Annotated in this window: 16 protein-coding genes; 4 read left to right on the top strand and 12 right to left on the bottom strand. The window is 65.1% G+C overall.

The window, feature by feature from the left end:
• Positions 1 to 121: 121 nt before the first annotated feature.
• From AX729_RS35955 to zapE, 10 genes are all read right to left on the bottom strand, one after another.
• Positions 122 to 652 carry a hypothetical protein gene (locus AX729_RS35955; protein ID WP_061029358.1) on the bottom strand — a complete coding sequence of 177 codons (531 nt, stop codon included), beginning with the start codon at positions 650 to 652 and terminating at the stop codon, positions 122 to 124.
• A gap of 35 nt (positions 653 to 687) precedes the next feature.
• The gene (gene lpdA / locus AX729_RS35950; RefSeq protein WP_061029356.1) at positions 688 to 2088 is read right to left on the bottom strand and encodes a dihydrolipoyl dehydrogenase; all 1401 of its coding nucleotides are present in this window, start codon (positions 2086 to 2088) and stop codon (positions 688 to 690) included.
• Between the two features lie 57 nt (positions 2089 to 2145).
• On the bottom strand, positions 2146 to 2907 hold the full coding sequence (locus AX729_RS35945) for an SDR family oxidoreductase (RefSeq protein ID WP_156457392.1): 762 nt from the start codon (positions 2905 to 2907) through the stop codon (positions 2146 to 2148).
• A 54-nt stretch (positions 2908 to 2961) separates the two neighbouring features.
• Positions 2962 to 4197 (bottom strand): 2-oxoglutarate dehydrogenase complex dihydrolipoyllysine-residue succinyltransferase, encoded by a 1236-nt coding sequence (gene odhB / locus AX729_RS35940; protein WP_061029354.1) that lies wholly within the window; start codon positions 4195 to 4197, stop codon positions 2962 to 2964.
• Between the two features lie 172 nt (positions 4198 to 4369).
• The gene (locus AX729_RS35935) at positions 4370 to 7339 is read right to left on the bottom strand and encodes a 2-oxoglutarate dehydrogenase E1 component (RefSeq protein WP_061029352.1); all 2970 of its coding nucleotides are present in this window, start codon (positions 7337 to 7339) and stop codon (positions 4370 to 4372) included.
• 137 nt (positions 7340 to 7476) lie between these two features.
• On the bottom strand, positions 7477 to 8361 hold the full coding sequence (gene sucD / locus AX729_RS35930; RefSeq protein ID WP_061029350.1) for a succinate--CoA ligase subunit alpha: 885 nt from the start codon (positions 8359 to 8361) through the stop codon (positions 7477 to 7479).
• Positions 8362 to 8395: 34 nt separating this feature from the next.
• Complete coding sequence (locus AX729_RS35925; RefSeq protein ID WP_061029348.1) at positions 8396 to 8875, bottom strand: DUF1579 domain-containing protein; 480 nt, start codon at positions 8873 to 8875, stop codon at positions 8396 to 8398.
• Positions 8876 to 8879: 4 nt separating this feature from the next.
• Positions 8880 to 10076: an ADP-forming succinate--CoA ligase subunit beta gene (gene sucC, locus AX729_RS35920; RefSeq protein ID WP_061029345.1), complete on the bottom strand. Its 1197-nt coding sequence runs from the start codon at positions 10074 to 10076 to the stop codon at positions 8880 to 8882.
• Positions 10077 to 10276: 200 nt separating this feature from the next.
• Positions 10277 to 11245: a malate dehydrogenase gene (gene mdh / locus AX729_RS35915; RefSeq protein ID WP_028177733.1), complete on the bottom strand. Its 969-nt coding sequence runs from the start codon at positions 11243 to 11245 to the stop codon at positions 10277 to 10279.
• Between the two features lie 263 nt (positions 11246 to 11508).
• Positions 11509 to 12696, bottom strand: coding sequence for a cell division protein ZapE (gene zapE / locus AX729_RS35910; RefSeq protein WP_061029343.1), 1188 nt, complete (start codon positions 12694 to 12696; stop codon positions 11509 to 11511).
• Between the two features lie 189 nt (positions 12697 to 12885).
• Between zapE and AX729_RS35905 the strand changes: the two genes are divergently transcribed.
• Positions 12886 to 13131, top strand: a complete 246-nt coding sequence (locus tag AX729_RS35905) for a type II toxin-antitoxin system VapB family antitoxin (protein WP_061029341.1) — start codon at positions 12886 to 12888, stop codon at positions 13129 to 13131.
• A 29-nt stretch (positions 13132 to 13160) separates the two neighbouring features.
• Here AX729_RS35905 and thpR read toward each other — a convergent pair whose 3' ends face one another.
• Both thpR and AX729_RS35895 read right to left on the bottom strand, forming a co-directional pair.
• Positions 13161 to 13697 (bottom strand): RNA 2',3'-cyclic phosphodiesterase, encoded by a 537-nt coding sequence (gene thpR, locus AX729_RS35900; RefSeq protein ID WP_061029339.1) that lies wholly within the window; start codon positions 13695 to 13697, stop codon positions 13161 to 13163.
• Positions 13698 to 13871: 174 nt separating this feature from the next.
• Positions 13872 to 14507 carry an arylesterase gene (locus AX729_RS35895; protein WP_061029374.1) on the bottom strand — a complete coding sequence of 212 codons (636 nt, stop codon included), beginning with the start codon at positions 14505 to 14507 and terminating at the stop codon, positions 13872 to 13874.
• A 55-nt stretch (positions 14508 to 14562) separates the two neighbouring features.
• Between AX729_RS35895 and AX729_RS35890 the strand changes: the two genes are divergently transcribed.
• The 3 genes from AX729_RS35890 to AX729_RS35880 all read left to right on the top strand — a co-directional run bounded on the left by AX729_RS35890 (position 14563) and on the right by AX729_RS35880 (position 18914).
• Positions 14563 to 15285 carry an ABC transporter ATP-binding protein gene (locus AX729_RS35890; protein ID WP_061029337.1) on the top strand — a complete coding sequence of 241 codons (723 nt, stop codon included), beginning with the start codon at positions 14563 to 14565 and terminating at the stop codon, positions 15283 to 15285.
• Positions 15282 to 17852 (top strand): ABC transporter permease, encoded by a 2571-nt coding sequence (locus AX729_RS35885; RefSeq protein WP_061029335.1) that lies wholly within the window; start codon positions 15282 to 15284, stop codon positions 17850 to 17852. The genes AX729_RS35890 and AX729_RS35885 overlap by 4 nt, the downstream gene beginning before the upstream one ends.
• A gap of 270 nt (positions 17853 to 18122) precedes the next feature.
• Positions 18123 to 18914 (top strand): Bax inhibitor-1/YccA family protein, encoded by a 792-nt coding sequence (locus tag AX729_RS35880; RefSeq protein WP_061029372.1) that lies wholly within the window; start codon positions 18123 to 18125, stop codon positions 18912 to 18914.
• The last annotated feature ends 5 nt before the right edge of the window (positions 18915 to 18919 follow it).

Below are 18919 nucleotides of genomic sequence, written 5' to 3'. Positions count from 1 at the left end.
AATTGCTACGAGTGAGCGATAAACAGGGTGTTGCGACGAACGGTTGAATCCGCCCTGGATCGCCCGGTCAAGCCGGGCGATGACAGCGAGTGTGTGGCGAACACCGAACGCGCCGCAGCGCTCACCGCGCCTGGTGCACGCTCCTGCGGAAGCGCTGGATCATGCGCAGCGTACGCGACGACCAGCCTTCGCCATTGCCGGCGATCAGCTCCCTGATGCGCCGCTTGATCGGATCGACCAGCTCGGCGGCCTTGGCGCGCACCTTCAGCACCAGATCATAGATCCGCTCGAACCAGTGCATCTCCAGGAGCTTGTGGCGCGTCACGTCGAACACGAAGGCTGTGACGCCGACGCCGACCAGCTTGCCGAACACGATCGTGAAGAACGCGCCGGTCCAGTATTCGTGCGCGAGCAGCCAGAGGCCGACCAGCTTGAGCGGAAACAGCGGCACGACCGGGACCGCGAACACGATCAGCGACATGGCCGGCGACAGCGCATTGACGCGCTCCGTCAGCCATTGCTTGAAGCGGGCAAGCGGGATGGCCGCGACGACCCTGGCAACAATCGGCTCGAGATGGTCCCACAGCCAGGCTTCGATCAGGAAGACGATCGCAAGCAGGACCCAGAGCGGTTGAAGAAGGCGGCGCAGCATGTGTTGTCCCGCCCGATTCCGAGCTGGGCGCGTGGTTACATATGGATCGCCCGCTTGCCGACTGCAAGCGCGGCTTCCTTGACCGCCTCCGATCGGGTCGGATGGGCGTGGCAGGTGCGCGCGAGATCTTCCGCACTGCCGCCGAACTCCATGAGAACGCAGGCTTCATGGATCATTTCGCCGGCCTCGCGGCCGATGATGTGAACGCCGAGCACGCGGTCGGTCTTCGCATCTGCGAGAATCTTCACAAAGCCGTCAGTGGTCTGGTTGACCTTGGAGCGGCCATTGGCGGTGAATGGAAACTTCCCGACCGTATAGGCCGTGCCTGCCTGCTTCAATTCCTCCTCGGTCTTGCCGACAGAGGATACTTCCGGCGTGGTGTAAACGACGCCCGGAATGATGTCGTAGTTCACGTGGCCGGCCTGCCCTGCGATGATCTCGGCGACGGCAACGCCTTCGTCCTCGGCCTTGTGCGCCAGCATCGGGCCGGCGACGACGTCGCCAATGGCATAGACGCCCTTCAGGCTGGTGGCGAAATGCGGATCGATCTGCACCCGGCCGCGCGCGTCGAGCGCGACGCCGGCTTCCTTCAGGCCGAGACCGTCGGTGTAGGGCACGCGGCCGATGGCGACCAGCACGACATCGGCTTCGAGCGTCTCGGCCGCACCGCCGGCAGCGGGCTCGATCGTCGCCTTCAGCGTCTTGCCCGAAGTGTCGACCGCGGTGACCTTGGCCCCCAACTTGAACGCAAAGCCCTGCTTCTCGAGGATGCGCTGGAATTGCTTGGCGATCTCGCCATCCATGCCGGGCAGGATGCGGTCGAGGAATTCGACGACGACGACTTCGGCGCCCAAGCGGTGCCAGACCGAGCCGAGCTCGAGGCCGATCACGCCGGCGCCGACGATCAGGAGCTTGCCGGGGACCTTGTCCAGCGACAGCGCGCCGGTGGAGGAGACAATGCGCTTCTCGTCGATCTCGATGCCCTTGAGACGCGCGATGTCCGAGCCGGTGGCGATGACGATGCTCTTCGTTTCGATGACTTGCGACTTGCCGTCGGCGGAGACCTCGACCTTGCCCGTCCCCAAGATCTTGCCAGTGCCCTTGAGCACGTCGATCTTGTTCTTCTTCATCAGGAACTCGACGCCCTTGACGTTGCCGTCGATGCCCTGCTGCTTGAAGTTCATCATTGCGGGGAGATCGAGCTTCGGCGCGGAAACGCTGACGCCCATCTTGGCAAAGGAATGCCCGGCTTCCTCGAACATCTCGGAGGCGTGCAGCAGCGCCTTCGACGGCATGCAGCCGACGTTCAGGCAGGTGCCGCCGAGCGTCGCGTTCTTTTCGACCACGGCGACTTTCATGCCGAGCTGGGCTGCGCGCACCGCGCAGACGTAACCGCCCGGTCCGGTGCCGATGACGACGAGATCGTAGGTAGCCATGAGAGAAAGTCCCGTGAGGTTTGGCGTGATGAGGGTGTGTCAGCGTCCGCCGGTGCGTCAGCGTCCGCCGGACACATCGAGAATGGCTGAGGTGACGTAGGAGGCCTCGTCCGACATCAGCCAGACGATGGCGTTGGCGATTTCGTCCGCCGTGCCGACGCGCTTCATCGGCACCATATGGGCGAGACGATGCGCGCGGTCGGGCTCGCCGCCGGCGGCGTGGATCTCGGTATCGATCAGGCCGGGGCGGATGGCGGCGACGCGAATGCCTTCGCCCGCGACCTCATAGCCGAGGCCGACGGTGAAGGAATCCACCGCGCCCTTGGAGGCGGCGTAATCGACATAGGTGTTGGGGGCGCCGAGCCTGGCAGCGACCGACGAGAGGTTGACGATGACGCCGCCCTTGCCGCCGTGCCTGGTCGACATACGCTTGATGGCTTCGCGCGCGCAGAGAATGGAGCCGGTGACGTTGACCGCCATCACGCGCTGGATGCGCTCGGCCGACATCTCGTCGACCCGCACGCCGCTCTTGCCGACGATGCCGCCATTGTTGACGAGCGCGCCCAGCGTGCCGAACTTGTCGGCTTCCTTGAACAGGGCGATGATGTCGCTTTCCTCGGCGACATCGCATTTCACCGCGATGGCCTTGCCGTTGCTGGCCGCGATCTGCGCGACGACCTCGTCCGCGGCCGTCTTGTTGCTGGCATAGCCGACCACGACACGAAAGCCGCGCGCGGCCGCCGCAATCGCGGTCGCCCGTCCGATGCCGCGGCTGCCGCCGGTGATGACAACGACTTTATCCGTCACGCGCGCCTCCATGGTTCGACACGCGCCGCCGCGCTGGCCGCGACGGCGCTTACTGAGCAACAGGGATCAGAGATCCAGCACCAGCCGCGCCGGGTCTTCCAGGCTCTCCTTGACGCGGACCAGGAAGGTGACGGCTTCCTTGCCGTCGATGACGCGGTGATCGTAGGACAGCGCCAGGTACATCATCGGGCGGACCTCGACCTTGCCGCCGACGACCATCGGGCGCTCCTGGATCTTGTGCATGCCGAGGATGCCGGACTGCGGCGCGTTCAGGATCGGGGTCGACATCAGCGAGCCGTAGATGCCGCCATTGGTGATGGTGAAGGTGCCGCCCTGCATCTCGTCGATCTTGAGCTGGCCGTCACGGGCGCGGCGGCCGAAATCGGCGATGCTCTTCTCGATGTCCGAGATCGACTTGTGGTCGCAGTCGCGCACCACGGGCACGACGAGACCCTTGTCGGTGCCGACGGCGACGCCGATGTGGTAGTAGTTCTTGTAGATCAGGTCGGTGCCGTCGATCTCGGCGTTGACGGCCGGGATGTCCTTCAGCGCCTGCACGACGGCCTTGGTGAAGAAGCCCATGAAGCCGAGCTTGGCGCCGTGCTTCTTCTCGAACGCGTCCTTGTAGTGCGCGCGCAGCGCCATGACGTTGGTCATGTCGACCTCGTTGAAGGTCGTGAGCATGGCGGCGGTATTCTGCACGTCCTTGAGGCGGCGCGCGATGGTCTGGCGCAGGCGGGTCATCTTGACGCGCTCTTCGCGGGCGGCGTCATCGGCCGGCGAGGGCGCGCGAACCTGCACGGCGGCGGCGGGCTGGTTGACCGGGGTCGGCGCGGAGGCGGCGCGCTCGATCGCGGCCAGCATGTCGCCCTTGGTGACGCGGCCATCCTTGCCGGAGCCGGGAACGGTCGAAGCGTCGATGCCGGTCTCGGCCGAGAGCTTGCGCACCGACGGAGCGAGCGGAGTGTCGGCCGGCGGAGCCTTCGCGGCGGCGGGAGCAGCAGCGGCGGGCGCCGGAGCGGCGGCCGCAGGCTTGGCGGGGGCAGCAGCAGGCTTCGCGGCGCCAGCACCTTCGGTGATCTGGCCAAGGAGCGCGCCGACGGCGACGGTCGCACCGTCGGCGGCGATGATCTCGCTCAGCGTGCCCGCGGAGGGCGCCGGGACCTCGATGGTGACCTTGTCGGTCTCGAGCTCCACCAAGGGCTCGTCGACGGCGACCGGGTCGCCGGCCTTCTTGAACCAGCGGCCGATGGTGGCCTCGGTGACGGATTCGCCGAGCGTCGGCACACGAATTTCAGTCATGGTCTTTTCCTTAAGGAGATCGCGGTCTTGAATTCATGTGTCATCGCCCGCCTTGTGCGCGCTTGCGCACGGGGGCGGGCGATCCAGTACGCCGTGACGTCGATGAGCAGAACGAATGCCGCGGAGTACTGGATGCCCCGCCTTCGCGGGGCATGACTCAGTTTGAAATTGCCTAGCTCAGTGCTTCGTCCAGGAACGCCCGCAACTGCGCCTGATGCTTGGACATCAGACCCGTGGCGGTCGCAGCGGAAGCGGCGCGGCCGACATAACGCGGACGCCGGCTCGCGCCGTTCACCTGGTTCAGCACCCATTCCAGATAGGGCTCGATGAAGTGCCAGGCACCCATGTTGCGGGGCTCTTCCTGGCACCACACCACTTCGGCCTTGTTGAAGCGCGACAGCTCGGCCACCAGCGCCTTCAGCGGCACCGGATAGAGCTGCTCGACGCGCATCAGATAGATGTCGTCGATGCCGCGCTTCTCGCGCTCCTCGTAGAGGTCGTAATAGACCTTGCCGGAGCAGAGCACGATGCGGCGGATCTTCTCGTCCGGAACGAGCTTGATCGCTTCGTTCGGCAGCATCTGCGCGTCATCATAGAGGATGCGGTGGAAGGTCGTGCCCTTCGCGAGCTCCTCGAGACGCGACACCGCCCGCTTGTGACGCAGCAGCGACTTCGGCGTCATCATGATCAGCGGCTTGCGGATCTCACGATGGAGCTGGCGGCGCAGCACGTGGAAGTAGTTCGCCGGCGTCGTCGGGTAGACGACCTGCATGTTGTCTTCGGCGCACATCTGCAGGAAACGCTCGAGCCGCGCCGAGGAGTGCTCCGGTCCCTGTCCCTCATAGCCGTGCGGCAGGAGGCAGACGAGGCCGGACATGCGCAGCCATTTGCGTTCGCCCGAGGAGATGAACTGGTCGAACACGACCTGCGCGCCGTTGGCGAAGTCGCCGAACTGGGCTTCCCACAGCGTCAGGGTGTTCGGCTCGGCGAGCGAGTAGCCGTATTCGAAGCCGAGCACGGCTTCTTCCGACAGCAGCGAGTTGATGACCTCGTAATGGCCCTGCTGGCTGCCGAGATGGTTGAACGGCGTGTAGCGGCTCTCGTCCTCCTGGTCGATCAGGACCGAGTGACGCTGCGAGAAGGTGCCGCGCTCGGAATCCTGTCCGGAGAGGCGGACATGGTGATTTTCCTGGAGCAGCGTGCAGAACGCCAGCGCCTCGCCGGTCGCCCAGTCGATGCCGTTGCCGCTCTCGATCGCCTTGGCGCGGTTTTCCAGGAAACGCTGGATGGTGCGGTGGACGCGGAAGCCGTCCGGCACCTTGGTGATCTTGCGGCCGATGTCCTTCAGAACAGGCAAATCGACGCCGGTGACGCCGCGGCGGGCGTCCTCTTCCTGGTCGGCGATCTTGAAACCGGCCCACTTGCCGTCGAGCCAGTCGGCCTTGTTCGGCTTGTAGGAGGTGCCGGCCTCGAACTCGGCATCGAGCCGGGCGCGCCAGTCGGCCTTGGCCTTCTCCACCTCGCCCTCGGTGATCACGCCTTCGCTGATCAGCCGCCGCGAATAGAGCTCCAGCGTCGAGGGATGCGCCGCGATCCGCTTGTACATCACCGGCTGGGTGAAGGCCGGCTCGTCGCCCTCGTTATGGCCATGCCTGCGGTAGCAGAACATGTCGATGACGACGGGCTTGTGGAACTTCTGCCGGAATTCGGTCGCGACCTTGGCCGCGAACACCACGGCTTCCGGATCGTCGCCGTTCACGTGGAAGATCGGCGCATCGATCATCTTCGCCACGTCCGACGGATAGGGCGAGGAGCGCGAGTAGCGCGGATAGGTGGTGAAGCCGATCTGGTTGTTGACGATGAAGTGCACGGAACCGCCGGTGCGGTAGCCCTTCAGGTCGGACAGGCCGAAGCATTCGGCCACCACGCCCTGGCCGGCAAACGCGGCATCGCCGTGCATCAGCAGCGGCATGACGGAGATGCGCATGTCAGGCGGATCGCCGTGCTGATCCTGCTTGGCGCGGACCTTGCCGAGCACGACGGGATCGACGATCTCGAGATGCGAGGGGTTCGCGGTCAGCGACAGATGGATGCGGTTGCCATCGAACTCGCGGTCCGAGGAGGCGCCGAGGTGATACTTGACGTCACCCGAGCCTTCGACCACGTCGGGATTGGCCGAGCCGCCCTTGAACTCGTGGAACAGCGCGCGGTGCGGCTTGCCCATCACCTGGGTCAGCACGTTGAGGCGGCCGCGATGAGGCATGCCCAGCACGATTTCCTTCACGCCGAGATTGCCGCCGCGCTTGATGATCTGCTCGAGCGCGGGGATCAGCGATTCGCCGCCGTCGAGGCCGAAACGCTTGGTGCCGGTGAACTTGGTGTCGCAGAACTTCTCGAAGCCCTCGGCCTCGACCAGCTTCATCAGGATGGCGCGGCGGCCTTCGCGGGTGAACGAGATCTCCTTGTCCGGACCCTCGATGCGCTCCTGGATCCAGGCCTTCTGCGCCGCATTGCTGATGTGCATGAACTCGACGCCGAGCGTCTGGCAGTAGGTGCGTTCGCAGATCGCGGTGATCTCGCGCAAGCTGCCGTATTCGAGACCGAGCACGTGATCGAGGAAGATCTTGCGGTCGTAATCGGCCTCGGTGAAGCCGTAGGTGCGCGGGTCGAGCTCCTCGCGGTTGCGCGGCGCCTCGATGCCCAGCGGATCGAGCTTGGCATGGAAGTGGCCGCGCATGCGGTAAGCGCGGATCAGCATCAAGGCGCGGACCGAGTCGCGCGTGGCCCGGAGCAGATCGGCGGAGGAGATGTCGGCGCCCTTGTCGCCTCCCTTGGCCTGCGCCTTGGCAGCGATCTTGGCACCGACCGTCTTCTCGACTTCGGCCCAGTTGCCGTCGAGCGCGGAGGTCAGATCGTCCTTCGGGGTCAGCGGCCAGTTGTCACGCTCCCAGGACGGGCCTGCGGCGTTCTTTCGGACGTCAGCGGGCTGGTCGTTCAGGCTCTTGAAGAATTCCTGCCACTCGGCATCGACCGAGGACGGGTCCTTCTCGTAGCGGGCGTAGATTTCGTCGATGTAGGTGGCGTTGGTGCCCTGCAAAAAGGAAGACAAGGCAAAGGCTGCGTTCGCGTCCTGGCGAGACATACTGGAGTTCCTGGCGATTTCGGTTCGCGCATAACAAACGGCGCTGGCGCCGAGCTCCCCGGCAGAGGCTCGGCGCGACAGGCACCCTTTACCCTATTTGCTGCGAAACTTCGCCCGGAAAAGCACGAAGAAGTGAATTAGCCCTTCAACTTTTCGGCAAGCGTGTGCCCGAGGCGGGCGGGCGACGGGGACACTGTAATCCCTGCCGATTTCATCGCCTCGGTCTTCGAGCCGGCATCGCCCTTGCCGCCCGAAATGATCGCGCCGGCATGACCCATGCGGCGGCCGGGAGGTGCGGTGACGCCTGCGATGAAACCGACCATCGGCTTCTTGCGTCCGCGCTTGGCCTCGTCCTTGAGGAACTGGGCGGCGTCCTCCTCGGCGGAACCGCCGATCTCGCCGATCATGATGATGGATTCGGTCTTGGGGTCGGCGAGCAGCATCTCCAGCACGTCGATGAACTCGGTGCCCTTGACCGGGTCGCCGCCGATGCCGACCGCGGTGGTCTGGCCGAGGCCTTCCTGGGAGGTCTGGAACACGGCCTCATAGGTCAGCGTGCCCGAGCGGGAGACGATGCCGACCGAACCAGTCTTGAAGATGTTGGCAGGCATGATGCCGATCTTGCACTCGCCCGCGGTCATGACGCCCGGGCAGTTCGGACCGATCAGGCGCGACTTCGAGCCGATCAGGGAGCGCTTCACGCGGACCATGTCGAGGACAGGAATGCCCTCGGTGATGCAGACGATCAGCGGGATCTCGGCGTCGATCGCTTCGCAGATCGCATCCGCCGCACCCGGCGGCGGCACGTAGATCACCGAGGCATCGGCGCCGGTCTTCTCACGCGCCTCGCGCACGGTGTCGAACACCGGCAGGCCCAGATGCGTCGAGCCGCCTTTGCCCGGCGAGGTGCCGCCGACCATCTTCGTGCCATAGGCGATCGCGGCTTCCGAATGGAAGGTGCCGTTCTTGCCGGTGAAGCCCTGGCAGATGACCTTGGTGTTCTTGTCGATCAGGATGGACATGAGGTCTGCTTTCGCGAAACTAACGAGTGAGAGGTCAGTGGATGCGGCGGTAGACGCCGGTGAGCACGTCGGCCCAGCCTTCCGCGTCCGGCGAGAACTGGATCTTCAACGAATAGGAATTGTCGTCGATGATCTCGTAGACGTGGCGCGCATTGCCGCGGAGCGAGCCGCGCACCAGCGTCAGGGTCTTGCCGACCCACCCGCCGGAAGCGGGCGAAGGCGGCGTGTAGCCGAGCGAATCGTACCAGAACAGCTTGTAGGTCCGGTCGTCGCGGTCGTAGGTAAAGATACCGTGGGTGGCGAAGGCCTGCTTGCCGTCGCGCGTCTGGACACTGTCCTGGATCAGGTAGAACCCGTTCAGGTCCATGCGTGCGACGACGTGCGAGGTGGCCGGCCCGCCCTCCGTCCAGCGCGACGGAAAGACCACCTCTTCGCCATTCCATTCGCCGGCGAACGCGGCGAGACGCGCGTGCTCGGGGAGCGGTGATGATGCAGCGAGATGGTCCTGGGGCATGACCTTAGCCTCCCTTGACGGCCTTCACGATCTTCTGCGCGGCGTCGTCGAGATTGTCGGCCGGCACCACGTTCAGGCCGGACTCGTTGATGATCTTCTTTCCGAGCTCGACATTGGTGCCTTCGAGGCGGACCACCAGCGGCACGCTGAGGCCGACTTCGCGCACGGCCGCGGTGACGCCCTCGGCGATCACGTCGCACTTCATGATGCCGCCGAAGATGTTGACCAGAATGCCCTTCACGTTGGGATCGGCCGTGATGATCTTGAACGCGGCGGCGACCTTTTCCTTGCTGGCGCTGCCGCCGACGTCGAGGAAGTTCGCCGGCGCCATGCCGTAGAGCTTGATGATGTCCATCGTCGCCATGGCGAGACCGGCGCCGTTGACCATGCAGCCGATATTGCCGTCGAGCGTGACGTAGTTGAGGTCGTACTTGGACGCCTCGATTTCCTTGGCGTCCTCCTCGGTCTCGTCGCGCAGCGCGAGCACCTCGGGGTGACGGAACAGCGAGTTGTCGTCGAACGAGACCTTGGCGTCGAGCACGCGGAGCTGGCCCTGCTTGGTCACGACCAGCGGGTTGATCTCCAGCATCGCCATGTCCTTGGCGACGAAGGCGGCGTAGAGCTGCGCGGTCAGCTTCTCGGCCTGCTTGGCGAGATCGCCGGTCAGGTTCAGCGCCTTGGCGACGGTACGGCCGTGATGGCCCATGATTCCGGTCGCCGGATCGACCGAGAAGGTCACGATCTTCTCGGGCGTGTTGTGCGCGACGTCCTCGATGTTGACGCCGCCTTCGGTCGAGACGACGAAGGAGACGCGGGAGGTCTCGCGGTCGACAAGGAGAGACAGATAGAACTCCTTGTCGATGTCGGAGCCGTCCTCGATGTAGAGGCGGTTGACCTGCTTGCCGGCCGGGCCGGTCTGCACGGTGACCAACGTGGCGCCCAGCATCTGCTTGGCGAATTCGGAGACCTCGGCGGCGGACTTGGCGATGCGGACGCCGCCCTTGTCGCCGGCGCTGGCTTCCTTGAACTTGCCCTTGCCGCGGCCGCCGGCGTGGATCTGGCTCTTCACCACATAGACCGGGCCGGGGAGCGCCTTGGCGGCGGCTTCCGCGTCAGCGGGCTTGAGGACCGGCACGCCCTTGGAGATCGGCACGCCGAACTCGTTAAGCAGCGCTTTGGCCTGGTATTCATGGATATTCATATGGTCGCTCCCTGAACCCGCGGGCGGTGACCCCGCCTCAGTCTTGTAGCTGGCATACCATATACCACAAGAACTGCAACACGGCTTCTTTGACTTCGAGATCTCTGGACTGTCGAACCCGGGGCCCGCCCGGTCAATGGGCCCGGAAGTGAAACCGCCGAAGACCGGTTATCGATCTTCGGCGGGGTATTTCTTGCGCCTTAGCGACCGAGAAGATCGGGCGCGATCTTCTTGCAGGCATCGACCAGGCCTTGAACCGCGCCGACCGACTTGTCGAAGGCCTCGCGGTCCTTGCCGGCGAGCTCGATCTCGACGACGCGCTCGACACCCTTGGAGCCGATCACGACGGGAACGCCGACATACATGTCCTTCACGCTGTACTCGCCGTTGAGATAGGCGGCGCAGGGCAGCACGCGCTTCTTGTCCTTCAGATAGCTCTCGGCCATCGCGATCGCGGACGCGGCCGGGGCATAGAAGGCCGAGCCGGTCTTGAGCAGGTTGACGATCTCGGCGCCGCCGTTACGGGTGCGGTCGACGATCTCGTCGAGGCGCGCCTGCGAGGTCCAGCCCATCTTCACGAGATCGGGCAGCGGAATGCCGGCGACGGTAGAATACTTCACCAGCGGCACCATGGTGTCGCCATGACCGCCGAGCACGAAGGCGGTGACGTCTTCGACGGAGACGTTGAACTCGTCGGCCAGGAAGTAGCGGAAGCGGGCCGAATCCAGCACGCCGGCCATGCCGACGACCTTCTTGTGCGGCAGGCCCGAAGCCTTCTGCAGCGCCCAGACCATCGCGTCGAGCGGGTTGGTGATGCAGATGACGAAGGCGTCGGGGGCGTACTTCTTGATGCCGGCGCCGACCTGCTCCATGACCTTGAGGTTGATCGAGAGGAGGTCGTCGCGGCTCATGCCGGGCTTGCGCGGCACGCCGGCGGTGACGATGCAGACCTTGGCGTTGTCGAGCGCCTCGTAGGAATTCGCGCCGCTATAGTGCGCGTCAAAACCGTCGACCGGCGAGGACTGCGCGATGTCGAGCGCCTTGCCCTGCGGCACGCCTTCGGCGATGTCGAACATCACGACGTCGCCCAGTTCTTTCAGGCCGATGAGGTGAGCCAGCGTTCCGCCGATCTGGCCGGAGCCAATCAGAGCAATCTTGTCGCGCGCCATGTGTACCTGTCCTTCAGACACGTAAGGAGGGGAAAACTGAAAGGGTGGTTATCCCTTTCGCCTCGCCCGTTCAAGTCGGTGGATGCCCAATTGTCGGGCTTGCCGAGAGAGGCGCCAGCCACATCCGGTTCGTCACTCCGGGATGCGCCGGCAGGCGCAGGCCCGGAATCCATCGGGCTGCACAGTCGGTAACGCGATGGATTCCGGGCTCGCGACTTCGTCGCGCCCCGGAATGACACCGATGGGAGCGGAAAAAATAGGACTTAAGTCTCCACCAGACCCTTGGTCGAGCCGCTCGCGGCGGAATCCTTGCGGCCGTGGGGCAGCGCCAGATAGGATTGCGAACTCATCTCGATCAGCCGCGAGGCGGTCCGCTTGAACTCGTTGGCCTCGTTGCCCTCGCTGGCAAGGTAGAGCGAGATCGGGTTGGCGTCGGCCGAGGCCATCAGCTTCACGGCATTGTCATAGAGCGCGTCGATCAGCGTGATGAAGCGCTTGGCCGCGTTACGTTGGGAGAGATCCATCACTGGGATACGGTCGACCAGGATGGTGTGATAGTCGTGCGCCAGCCTGAGGTAGTCGGATGCGCCGAGCGGCTTCTCGCAGAGGTCGGCGAAGGAGAACCGCGCCACGCCGTGGGCCGAGCACGGCACGTGGAGAATGCGGCCCTTGATCGAGATGTCGCGCGACCTGCATTTGGCACCGCCTGACATGCGCGACCACGCGCGGTCGAGCGCAGCATCCGCATCGGCATCGGCCGGGGTCAGCCACATCGGCACGCCCTGGAGCTTCTCCAGTCGGAAGTCGGTGCGCGCGTCGAGCCGCGCCACGTCCATGTGATCGGTGATCTGCTTGATGAAGGGCAGGAACAGCGAGCGGTTCAAGCCGCCCTTGTAGAGATCGTCGGGCGCGACATTGGACGTCGCGACCACGACGGTGCCGAGCTCGAACAGCTTTGCGAACAGGCGGCCCAGGATCATCGCGTCTGCGATGTCGGTGACGTGGAATTCGTCGAAGCAGAGCAGCCAGCTCTCCTCGAAGATCGCGGTCGCGGTCAGCGCGATGACGTCCCCATCGGCGATCTCGCCACGCGCGATGCTCTGGCGATAATCGTAGATGCGCTCATGCGCTTCCGCCATGAACTCGTGGAAATGCGCGCGACGCTTGTGCTCGATGGTGCTGTGCTGGAAGAACAGGTCCATCAGCATGGTCTTGCCGCGGCCGACCTCGCCATGGATGTAGAGCCCGCGCGGCGCCTCGTCCTTGTCGCCCCCGCTGAAGAGGCGGCTGAGCAGGCCCTGCTTGCGCTGCGGCTTGTAGGTTGCGAGCCGCTGGTCGAGCGCCGCATAGGCCTCGGCGACCTCGGCCTGCGCAGCATCGGGCTCGATCGCGCCCGAGGCGACCTGGGCCTGATAGGCATCACTGAAGGGGGAACTGGGGGTCGATAGCATGGCCCTTTACCGCCAGAGACCGGCGGAAATTGCAACTGCGTATTGGCGCAACGGCTTATGCGATAGTCCACCTTACCGGATCAATTGGACGTTAGATTGGAATCTCAAGGAGTTAAACCACCACTCCGGGGTTCTGTTTAGCATCGGACAGCATTGAAGTTTGCATGACCAAGAGCTGGGAAACCTGACATGGCCCTCATTATCGAGGATTCCGAGACCGAGCACCTAGCCCAGAGCCTCGCAAAGCTGACAGGCGAGACCATTGCAATGGCAACGAAGCGAGCCCTCGAAGAGCGACTCTGCCGAGTTAGCAGTCGTACCCGCGAGGTAGATGACATGGCGGAGATTCGGCGGCGGTGGAGCGAACTGCCGGTTATCGACGATCGGACGCCCGAAGAGCTTGTTGGATATGACGAACGCGGATTGCCGCGCTGAACACACTCACCGCCCTCCAAGCGATAACGTCACGCACACAGCTCGTAGGCGTCCTCCACGACATACGGGCCGCCGCCCGTCGATGCCCGCGACGAGAACAACACAAAACGTTCGGCCATGAACGCCTTGCTCGGGAAGTAGCCGCGCAGCGAGAGATAGTCGGCGACGTCGCGGTCGGTGGCATCGTGCAGCCGGGCCAGCGTGACGTGCGGGATGAACTTGCGTCCTTCGGGGTCGAGGCCGATCCGCTGCATCATCCGCTCGAGCTCGGCCTGCAAGTCCATCAGCGGCTTGCTCGGCACGATCGTCGCGACGACTGCCCTCGGTTTGCGGCCGCCAAAACTCGTGAGCCCCTGCACCTTCACCTCGAAAGGCTTGCGGTCGACGCGAAACAGCAACGAGGCGATCTCGTTGGCGGAAGCGCCGTCGATGTCGCCGATGAAGCGCAAGGTGACGTGATAGTTTTCGGGATCGATCCAGCGGGCGCCGGGGAGGCCACCCCTCAAGTTGGAAAGCGACTGGCCGATCTCGGCCGGAATTTCCAGACCCGTGAACAAACGCGGCATCGTTTCGCACTCCCGATGCTTGGGTACAGCCCGCAAGGCAAGGACCATATCCAAATCAGAGCCGGCGACGAATCACCGGTAACTCGATTCCTATCGCAGTTGTGTGACTCTGCGAAGCATGCCGCGCCTCACCCCGGTAAAACCCTGGGAATTAGGGTTAGCGCTGCCTGTTTTTCAACGTCGTTGCTCAGCTATCGGCCCGAGGAATGCCTCCATGGTGGGCATGATGTTGCCGACGATGATGTCGACGCCGGCCGCGGTCGGATGAATGCCGTCGGCCTGGTTGAGCTTGGCATCGGCGGCAACGCCCTCGAGAAAGAACGGGTAGAGCGGCACGTCGAATTGTTTGGCCAGATCCGGATAAATCGAATTGAAGCGGGCGGCATAGTCGGCGCCGTAGTTCGGCGGCGCCAGCATGCCGCACAGCATCACCGCGATCTTGCGCGCCTTGAGCCGCTGGATGATGTCGGTCAGCGCGGCGCGCGTCAGGGCGGGATCGATGCCGCGCAGCGCATCGTTGGCGCCGAGCTCGACGATGACGCCGTCAGTTCCATCGGGCACCGACCAATCGAGCCGGTCGCGGCCGCCGGAAGAGGTGTCGCCGGACACCCCGGCATTGGTTATCTCGACATCTATGCCTTTGGCCTGCAAGGCTTTTTTTAGCTTTTGAGGAAACGCCTCCTGGGCCGGGAGGCCGAGACCGGCGCTTAAGGAATCGCCGAGAACGACAAGCTTGACCGGCTTTGTCGCTCCCGCCCAGGCGGGGTTCGCCATCGTCATCAAAGCGAGCATCAACACGGCTATGTGCATGAACAATCCGTAACGCCCCTCGACCGCGCCAGCGGAGTTGCCATATGACCGGACCATGGACACTCGCATCGAACCCTCTTCCCTCGCCGCCAACGCCGCGGACACCATCGCCATCTCCAACGTCAATCTCTCACTGGGCACCGGTGCGGCACGCGTTCACATCCTCAAGGATATCAGCCTGCGGGTCGCCTCGGGCGAGACGATCGGCCTGATCGGCCCGTCAGGCTCGGGCAAATCCACGCTGCTGATGGTGATGGCGGGGCTGGAGCGTCCTGACAGCGGAGAGGTGGTGGTATCAGGCACGCCTTTCAATGCCCTCGACGAGGACGCGCTGGCCCGCTTCCGCGGCCGCCAGGTCGGCATCGTCTTCCAGTCCTTCCATCTGATCCCGACCATGACGGCGCTCGAGAACGTCGCCGTCCCGCTCGAGCTTGCCGGCAATCCCGACGCTGCGAAGCGCGCGGCGCAGGAGCTGCAATCGGTCGGGCTCGGCGACCGACTGCATCATTATCCGACGCAGCTCTCCGGCGGCGAACAGCAGCGCGTCGCGCTCGCGCGCGCGCTGGCGCCCGATCCCACGATCCTCGTCGCCGACGAGCCGACCGGCAATCTCGACGAGGCCACGGGCAAGCAGATCGTCGATCTCCTGTTCAGCAAGCATGCCGAGCGCGGCATGACCTTGGTCCTGGTGACTCACGATTCCTCGCTGGCGCATCGCTGCGATCGCGTCATCCGCCTGCGCTCGGGGCGCATCGACACGCAGTCCGCACCGGCATGAGCATTTCAGTCGAACCGTTCGCGAAGCCCAATGGCGTCGCGCTGTCGCTGCGCTATGCGCTACGCGAGTTGCGCGGGGGCTTGCGCGGCTTCTATGTCTTCATCGCCTGCATCGCGCTCGGCGTGATGGCGATCGCGGGCGTCGGCTCGGTCTCGGCGAGCCTCTCCGACGGTCTTGCGCGCGAGGGGCGCACGCTCCTCGGCGGCGACGTCTCCTTCGTGCTGTTTCAGCGCGAGGCCAAGCCCGAAGAGGTCGCCTTCCTGCGCTCGCGCGGCACCGTGTCGACCGCCGCAACCTTGCGCGGCATGGCGCGCTCGTCCGAGGGCAAGCTCGCGCTGGTCGAGATGAAGGCGGTCGACGACACCTATCCGATGCTGGGACAGCTGACGCTGGCGCCGCCCCTGCCGATGCCCGAACTGCTCGTCGAGCGTGACGGCGCGTTCGGCGCCGCCGCCGATCCGACGCTGCTGGCGCGGCTCTCGCTCAAGCCCGGCGACCGCGTCACCATTGGCGCGGCGACCTTCCAGATCCGCAGCACGGTCGAGGCCGAGCCGGACAAGCTCGCCGGCGGCATCGGCTTCGGTCCGCGCTTCCTGATCAGCGAGGCCGGCCTGCGCGCCACGGGCCTGATCCAGCCCGGCAGCCTCGTGCGCTGGGTGTATCGGGTCAAGTTGCCCGACACCGCGAACAGCGAGCGCGCCACCGAAGCCTTCATCGCGGACGCCCGCAACGCCGCTCCGCAGGCGGGCTGGGAGATCCGCAGCCGCTCCAACGCCTCCCCGCAGCTCGAGCGCAACATCAACCGGTTTACCGAGTTCCTGACGCTGGTCGGCCTCGCCGCCCTTCTCGTCGGCGGCGTCGGCGTCGCCAACGCCGTGAAGAGCCATATCGACCGCAAGCTCGAGGTGATCGCGGCCTTCAAGGCCGTCGGCGCCACCGGCCGCGACGTGTTCGGCATCTATCTCGCGCAGGTCCTCCTGCTCGCCGCCATCGGCTCCTTGATCGGCCTTGCGCTCGGCGCCGCCATGCCCTTCGCCATCGTCGGCCTGTTCGGCAAGCTCCTGCCGCTGCCGGTGGTGCCGGCCGTGCACGCCGACGAGCTCGCGCTGTCCTTCGTCTACGGCCTCCTCACTGCGCTCGCCTTCGGCCTGTGGCCGCTCGGCCGCGTCCACGACGTGCCGGTGGCCGCGCTGTTCCGCGACACCGTCAGCTCCGAATGGCACCGGCCGCGCCTGGGCTATTTGGTGTTCATGGGCGTCGTGGTCGTCCTGCTGGTCGCCGTCGTGGTCGGCCTGTCCTTCGACAAACGCATCGCCGCGGTGTTCGTGGCCGCATCGGTCGTCGTCTTCGCCCTGCTCCGCGGCATCGCCGCCTTGCTGATGGCGATCGCGCGCCGCCTGCCCCGCACGCGGCTGCCGATGCTGCGGCTGGCGATCGCCAACATCCACCGGCCCGGCGCGTTGACGCCCTCCGTCGTGCTGTCGCTGGGGCTCGGGCTCGCCGTGCTCGTCACCATCACCCAGATCGACGGCAATCTGCGCCGGCAGTTCCTCGCAGCTCTCCCCGATCAGGCGCCGTCCTTCTTCTTCATCGACATCCCGAGCGCGCAGGCCGAGCAGTTCGACTCCTATCTGCGCCGGATCGCTCCCGGCGCGAAGGTGGAGGACGTGCCGATGCTGCGGGGACGCATCGTCGCGGCGCGCGGCGTTCGCGCCGAGGACCTCAAGCCGACGACCGATTCCGAATGGGTGCTCCAGAGCGACCGCGGCCTGACCTACACCGGCGAACTGCCGAAAGGTTCCAAGGTGGTCGAGGGCGAATGGTGGAGCGCCGACTATTCCGGCCCGCCGCTGGTCTCGATGGAAAAGAAGATCGCCGACGGACTGGGCCTCAAGCTCGGCGACGAAATCGTGGTCAACGTGCTCGGGCGCGACATCCCGGCCAGGATCGGAAACCTGCGCACCATCGACTGGCAGGGACTCGGCATCAACTTCGTCCTCGTCTTCTCGCCGAACGCCTTCAAGGGCGCCCCGCACACCCACATCGCCACGCTGACCGAAGCGGGCGGCAACGCGGCCGGCGACGGCAAAATCATCAAGGAGGTCGCCGACGTCTATCCGATGGTAACGAGCGTGCGCGTGCGCGAGGTGATGGAGACGGTCGGCTCGGTGGTGACCAACCTGGCGGTGGCGATCCGCGGCGCCAGCGCCGTGACCCTGATCTCGGCGATCCTGGTGCTCGGCGGGGCGCTCGCCGCCGGCCACCGGCACCGCGTCTACGATGCGGTGATCCTGAAGACGCTGGGCGCGACGCGGCTGCGGCTGCTCGGCGCCTATGCGCTCGAATACCTCCTGATCGGGCTCGCCACGGCGGTGTTCGGCGTGTTCGCCGGAAGCATCGCGGCCTGGATGATCGTGACGCGGCTGATGACGCTCAGCTTCGTCTGGCAGGCCGGCAGCGCGGCCGGCGTGGTCGCGGCCGCCCTCGTGGTCACCGTCGGGCTGGGGCTCGCCGGCACGCTGCTGGCGTTGAACAAAAAGCCCGCGACGGTGTTGCGGAATTTGTGACAAAAGGTAGCGGGCGCACCGCGCGGGAGCGGAATCGCGCGATTCCTGCGATTAACCATGGCCGCCCGTCAGGATTGTAGGCGAGGGCGACATTCAGCCGCGCGTGGATGGTTGCATCGAATGTGTTAGTTTCCCACATATCGGATGGGTTCGGAGACCCGATTGTTAGCCAAAATTTAGTCGGCGCGATTGGTAATCCGAGATAGAATTTGACGAACCGGCGGCATTGCGACCCTCATGCCGGACCGGCCAACCAACGGGAATTCGACCATGTCGGACCTAGACCGTAACTACGCTTCTCCCTTCGGCAGGGCCGCCGGGCGTGTCGACGCCGCGACGGTCGATGCCGGCCTGCGCGCCTACATGCTGCGCATCTACAACTACATGACCATCGGCCTGGCCATCACCGGTCTCGCTGCGCTCGGCGTCTACATGGCCGCCGTGACTGACGTTGCGACCCCGGATGCCGTCCGGGTCGGCAAGATGTTCCTGACGCCGTTCGGCTACGCGATGTTCGTGAGCCCCCTCAAGTGGCTGTTCATCCTGGCGCCGCTCGCGATGGTGTTCGTGATCTCGGCGGGCATCAACCGTCTGGCACCCTCGACCGCGCAGATCCTGTTCTGGGTGTTCTCGGCGCTGATGGGCATCTCGCTGTCGTCGATCTTCCTGGTGTTCACGCACACCTCGATCGTGCGGGTGTTCTTCATCACCGCGGCGACCTTCGGTGCCCTGAGCCTCTACGGCTACACCACCAAGCGTGACCTGACCGGAATGGGCTCGTTCCTGTTCATGGGCCTGATCGGCATCGTCCTCGCCAGCCTGGTCAACCTGTTCCTGGCCAGCTCGATGCTGCAGTTCATCGTGTCGGTGGTCGGCGTGCTGGTGTTCTCGGGCCTCACCGCCTGGGATACGCAGCGGCTGAAGAACGACTACATCTACGGCTATGCTTCGGCCGGCGGCGACATCGCAGAGCGTGCGGCCATCACCGGCGCATTGTCGCTGTACCTGAACTTCATCAACCTGTTCACGCTGCTGCTGCAGCTCCTCGGCCAGCGCGAGTAAGCGCC

The sequence above is a fragment of the Bradyrhizobium sp. CCH5-F6 genome (assembly GCF_001556045.1).
Taxonomy (GTDB): domain Bacteria; phylum Pseudomonadota; class Alphaproteobacteria; order Rhizobiales; family Xanthobacteraceae; genus Bradyrhizobium.
Note: the sequence above shows the minus strand (reverse complement) of the source record. Positions and strands in the feature narration are given on the sequence as shown.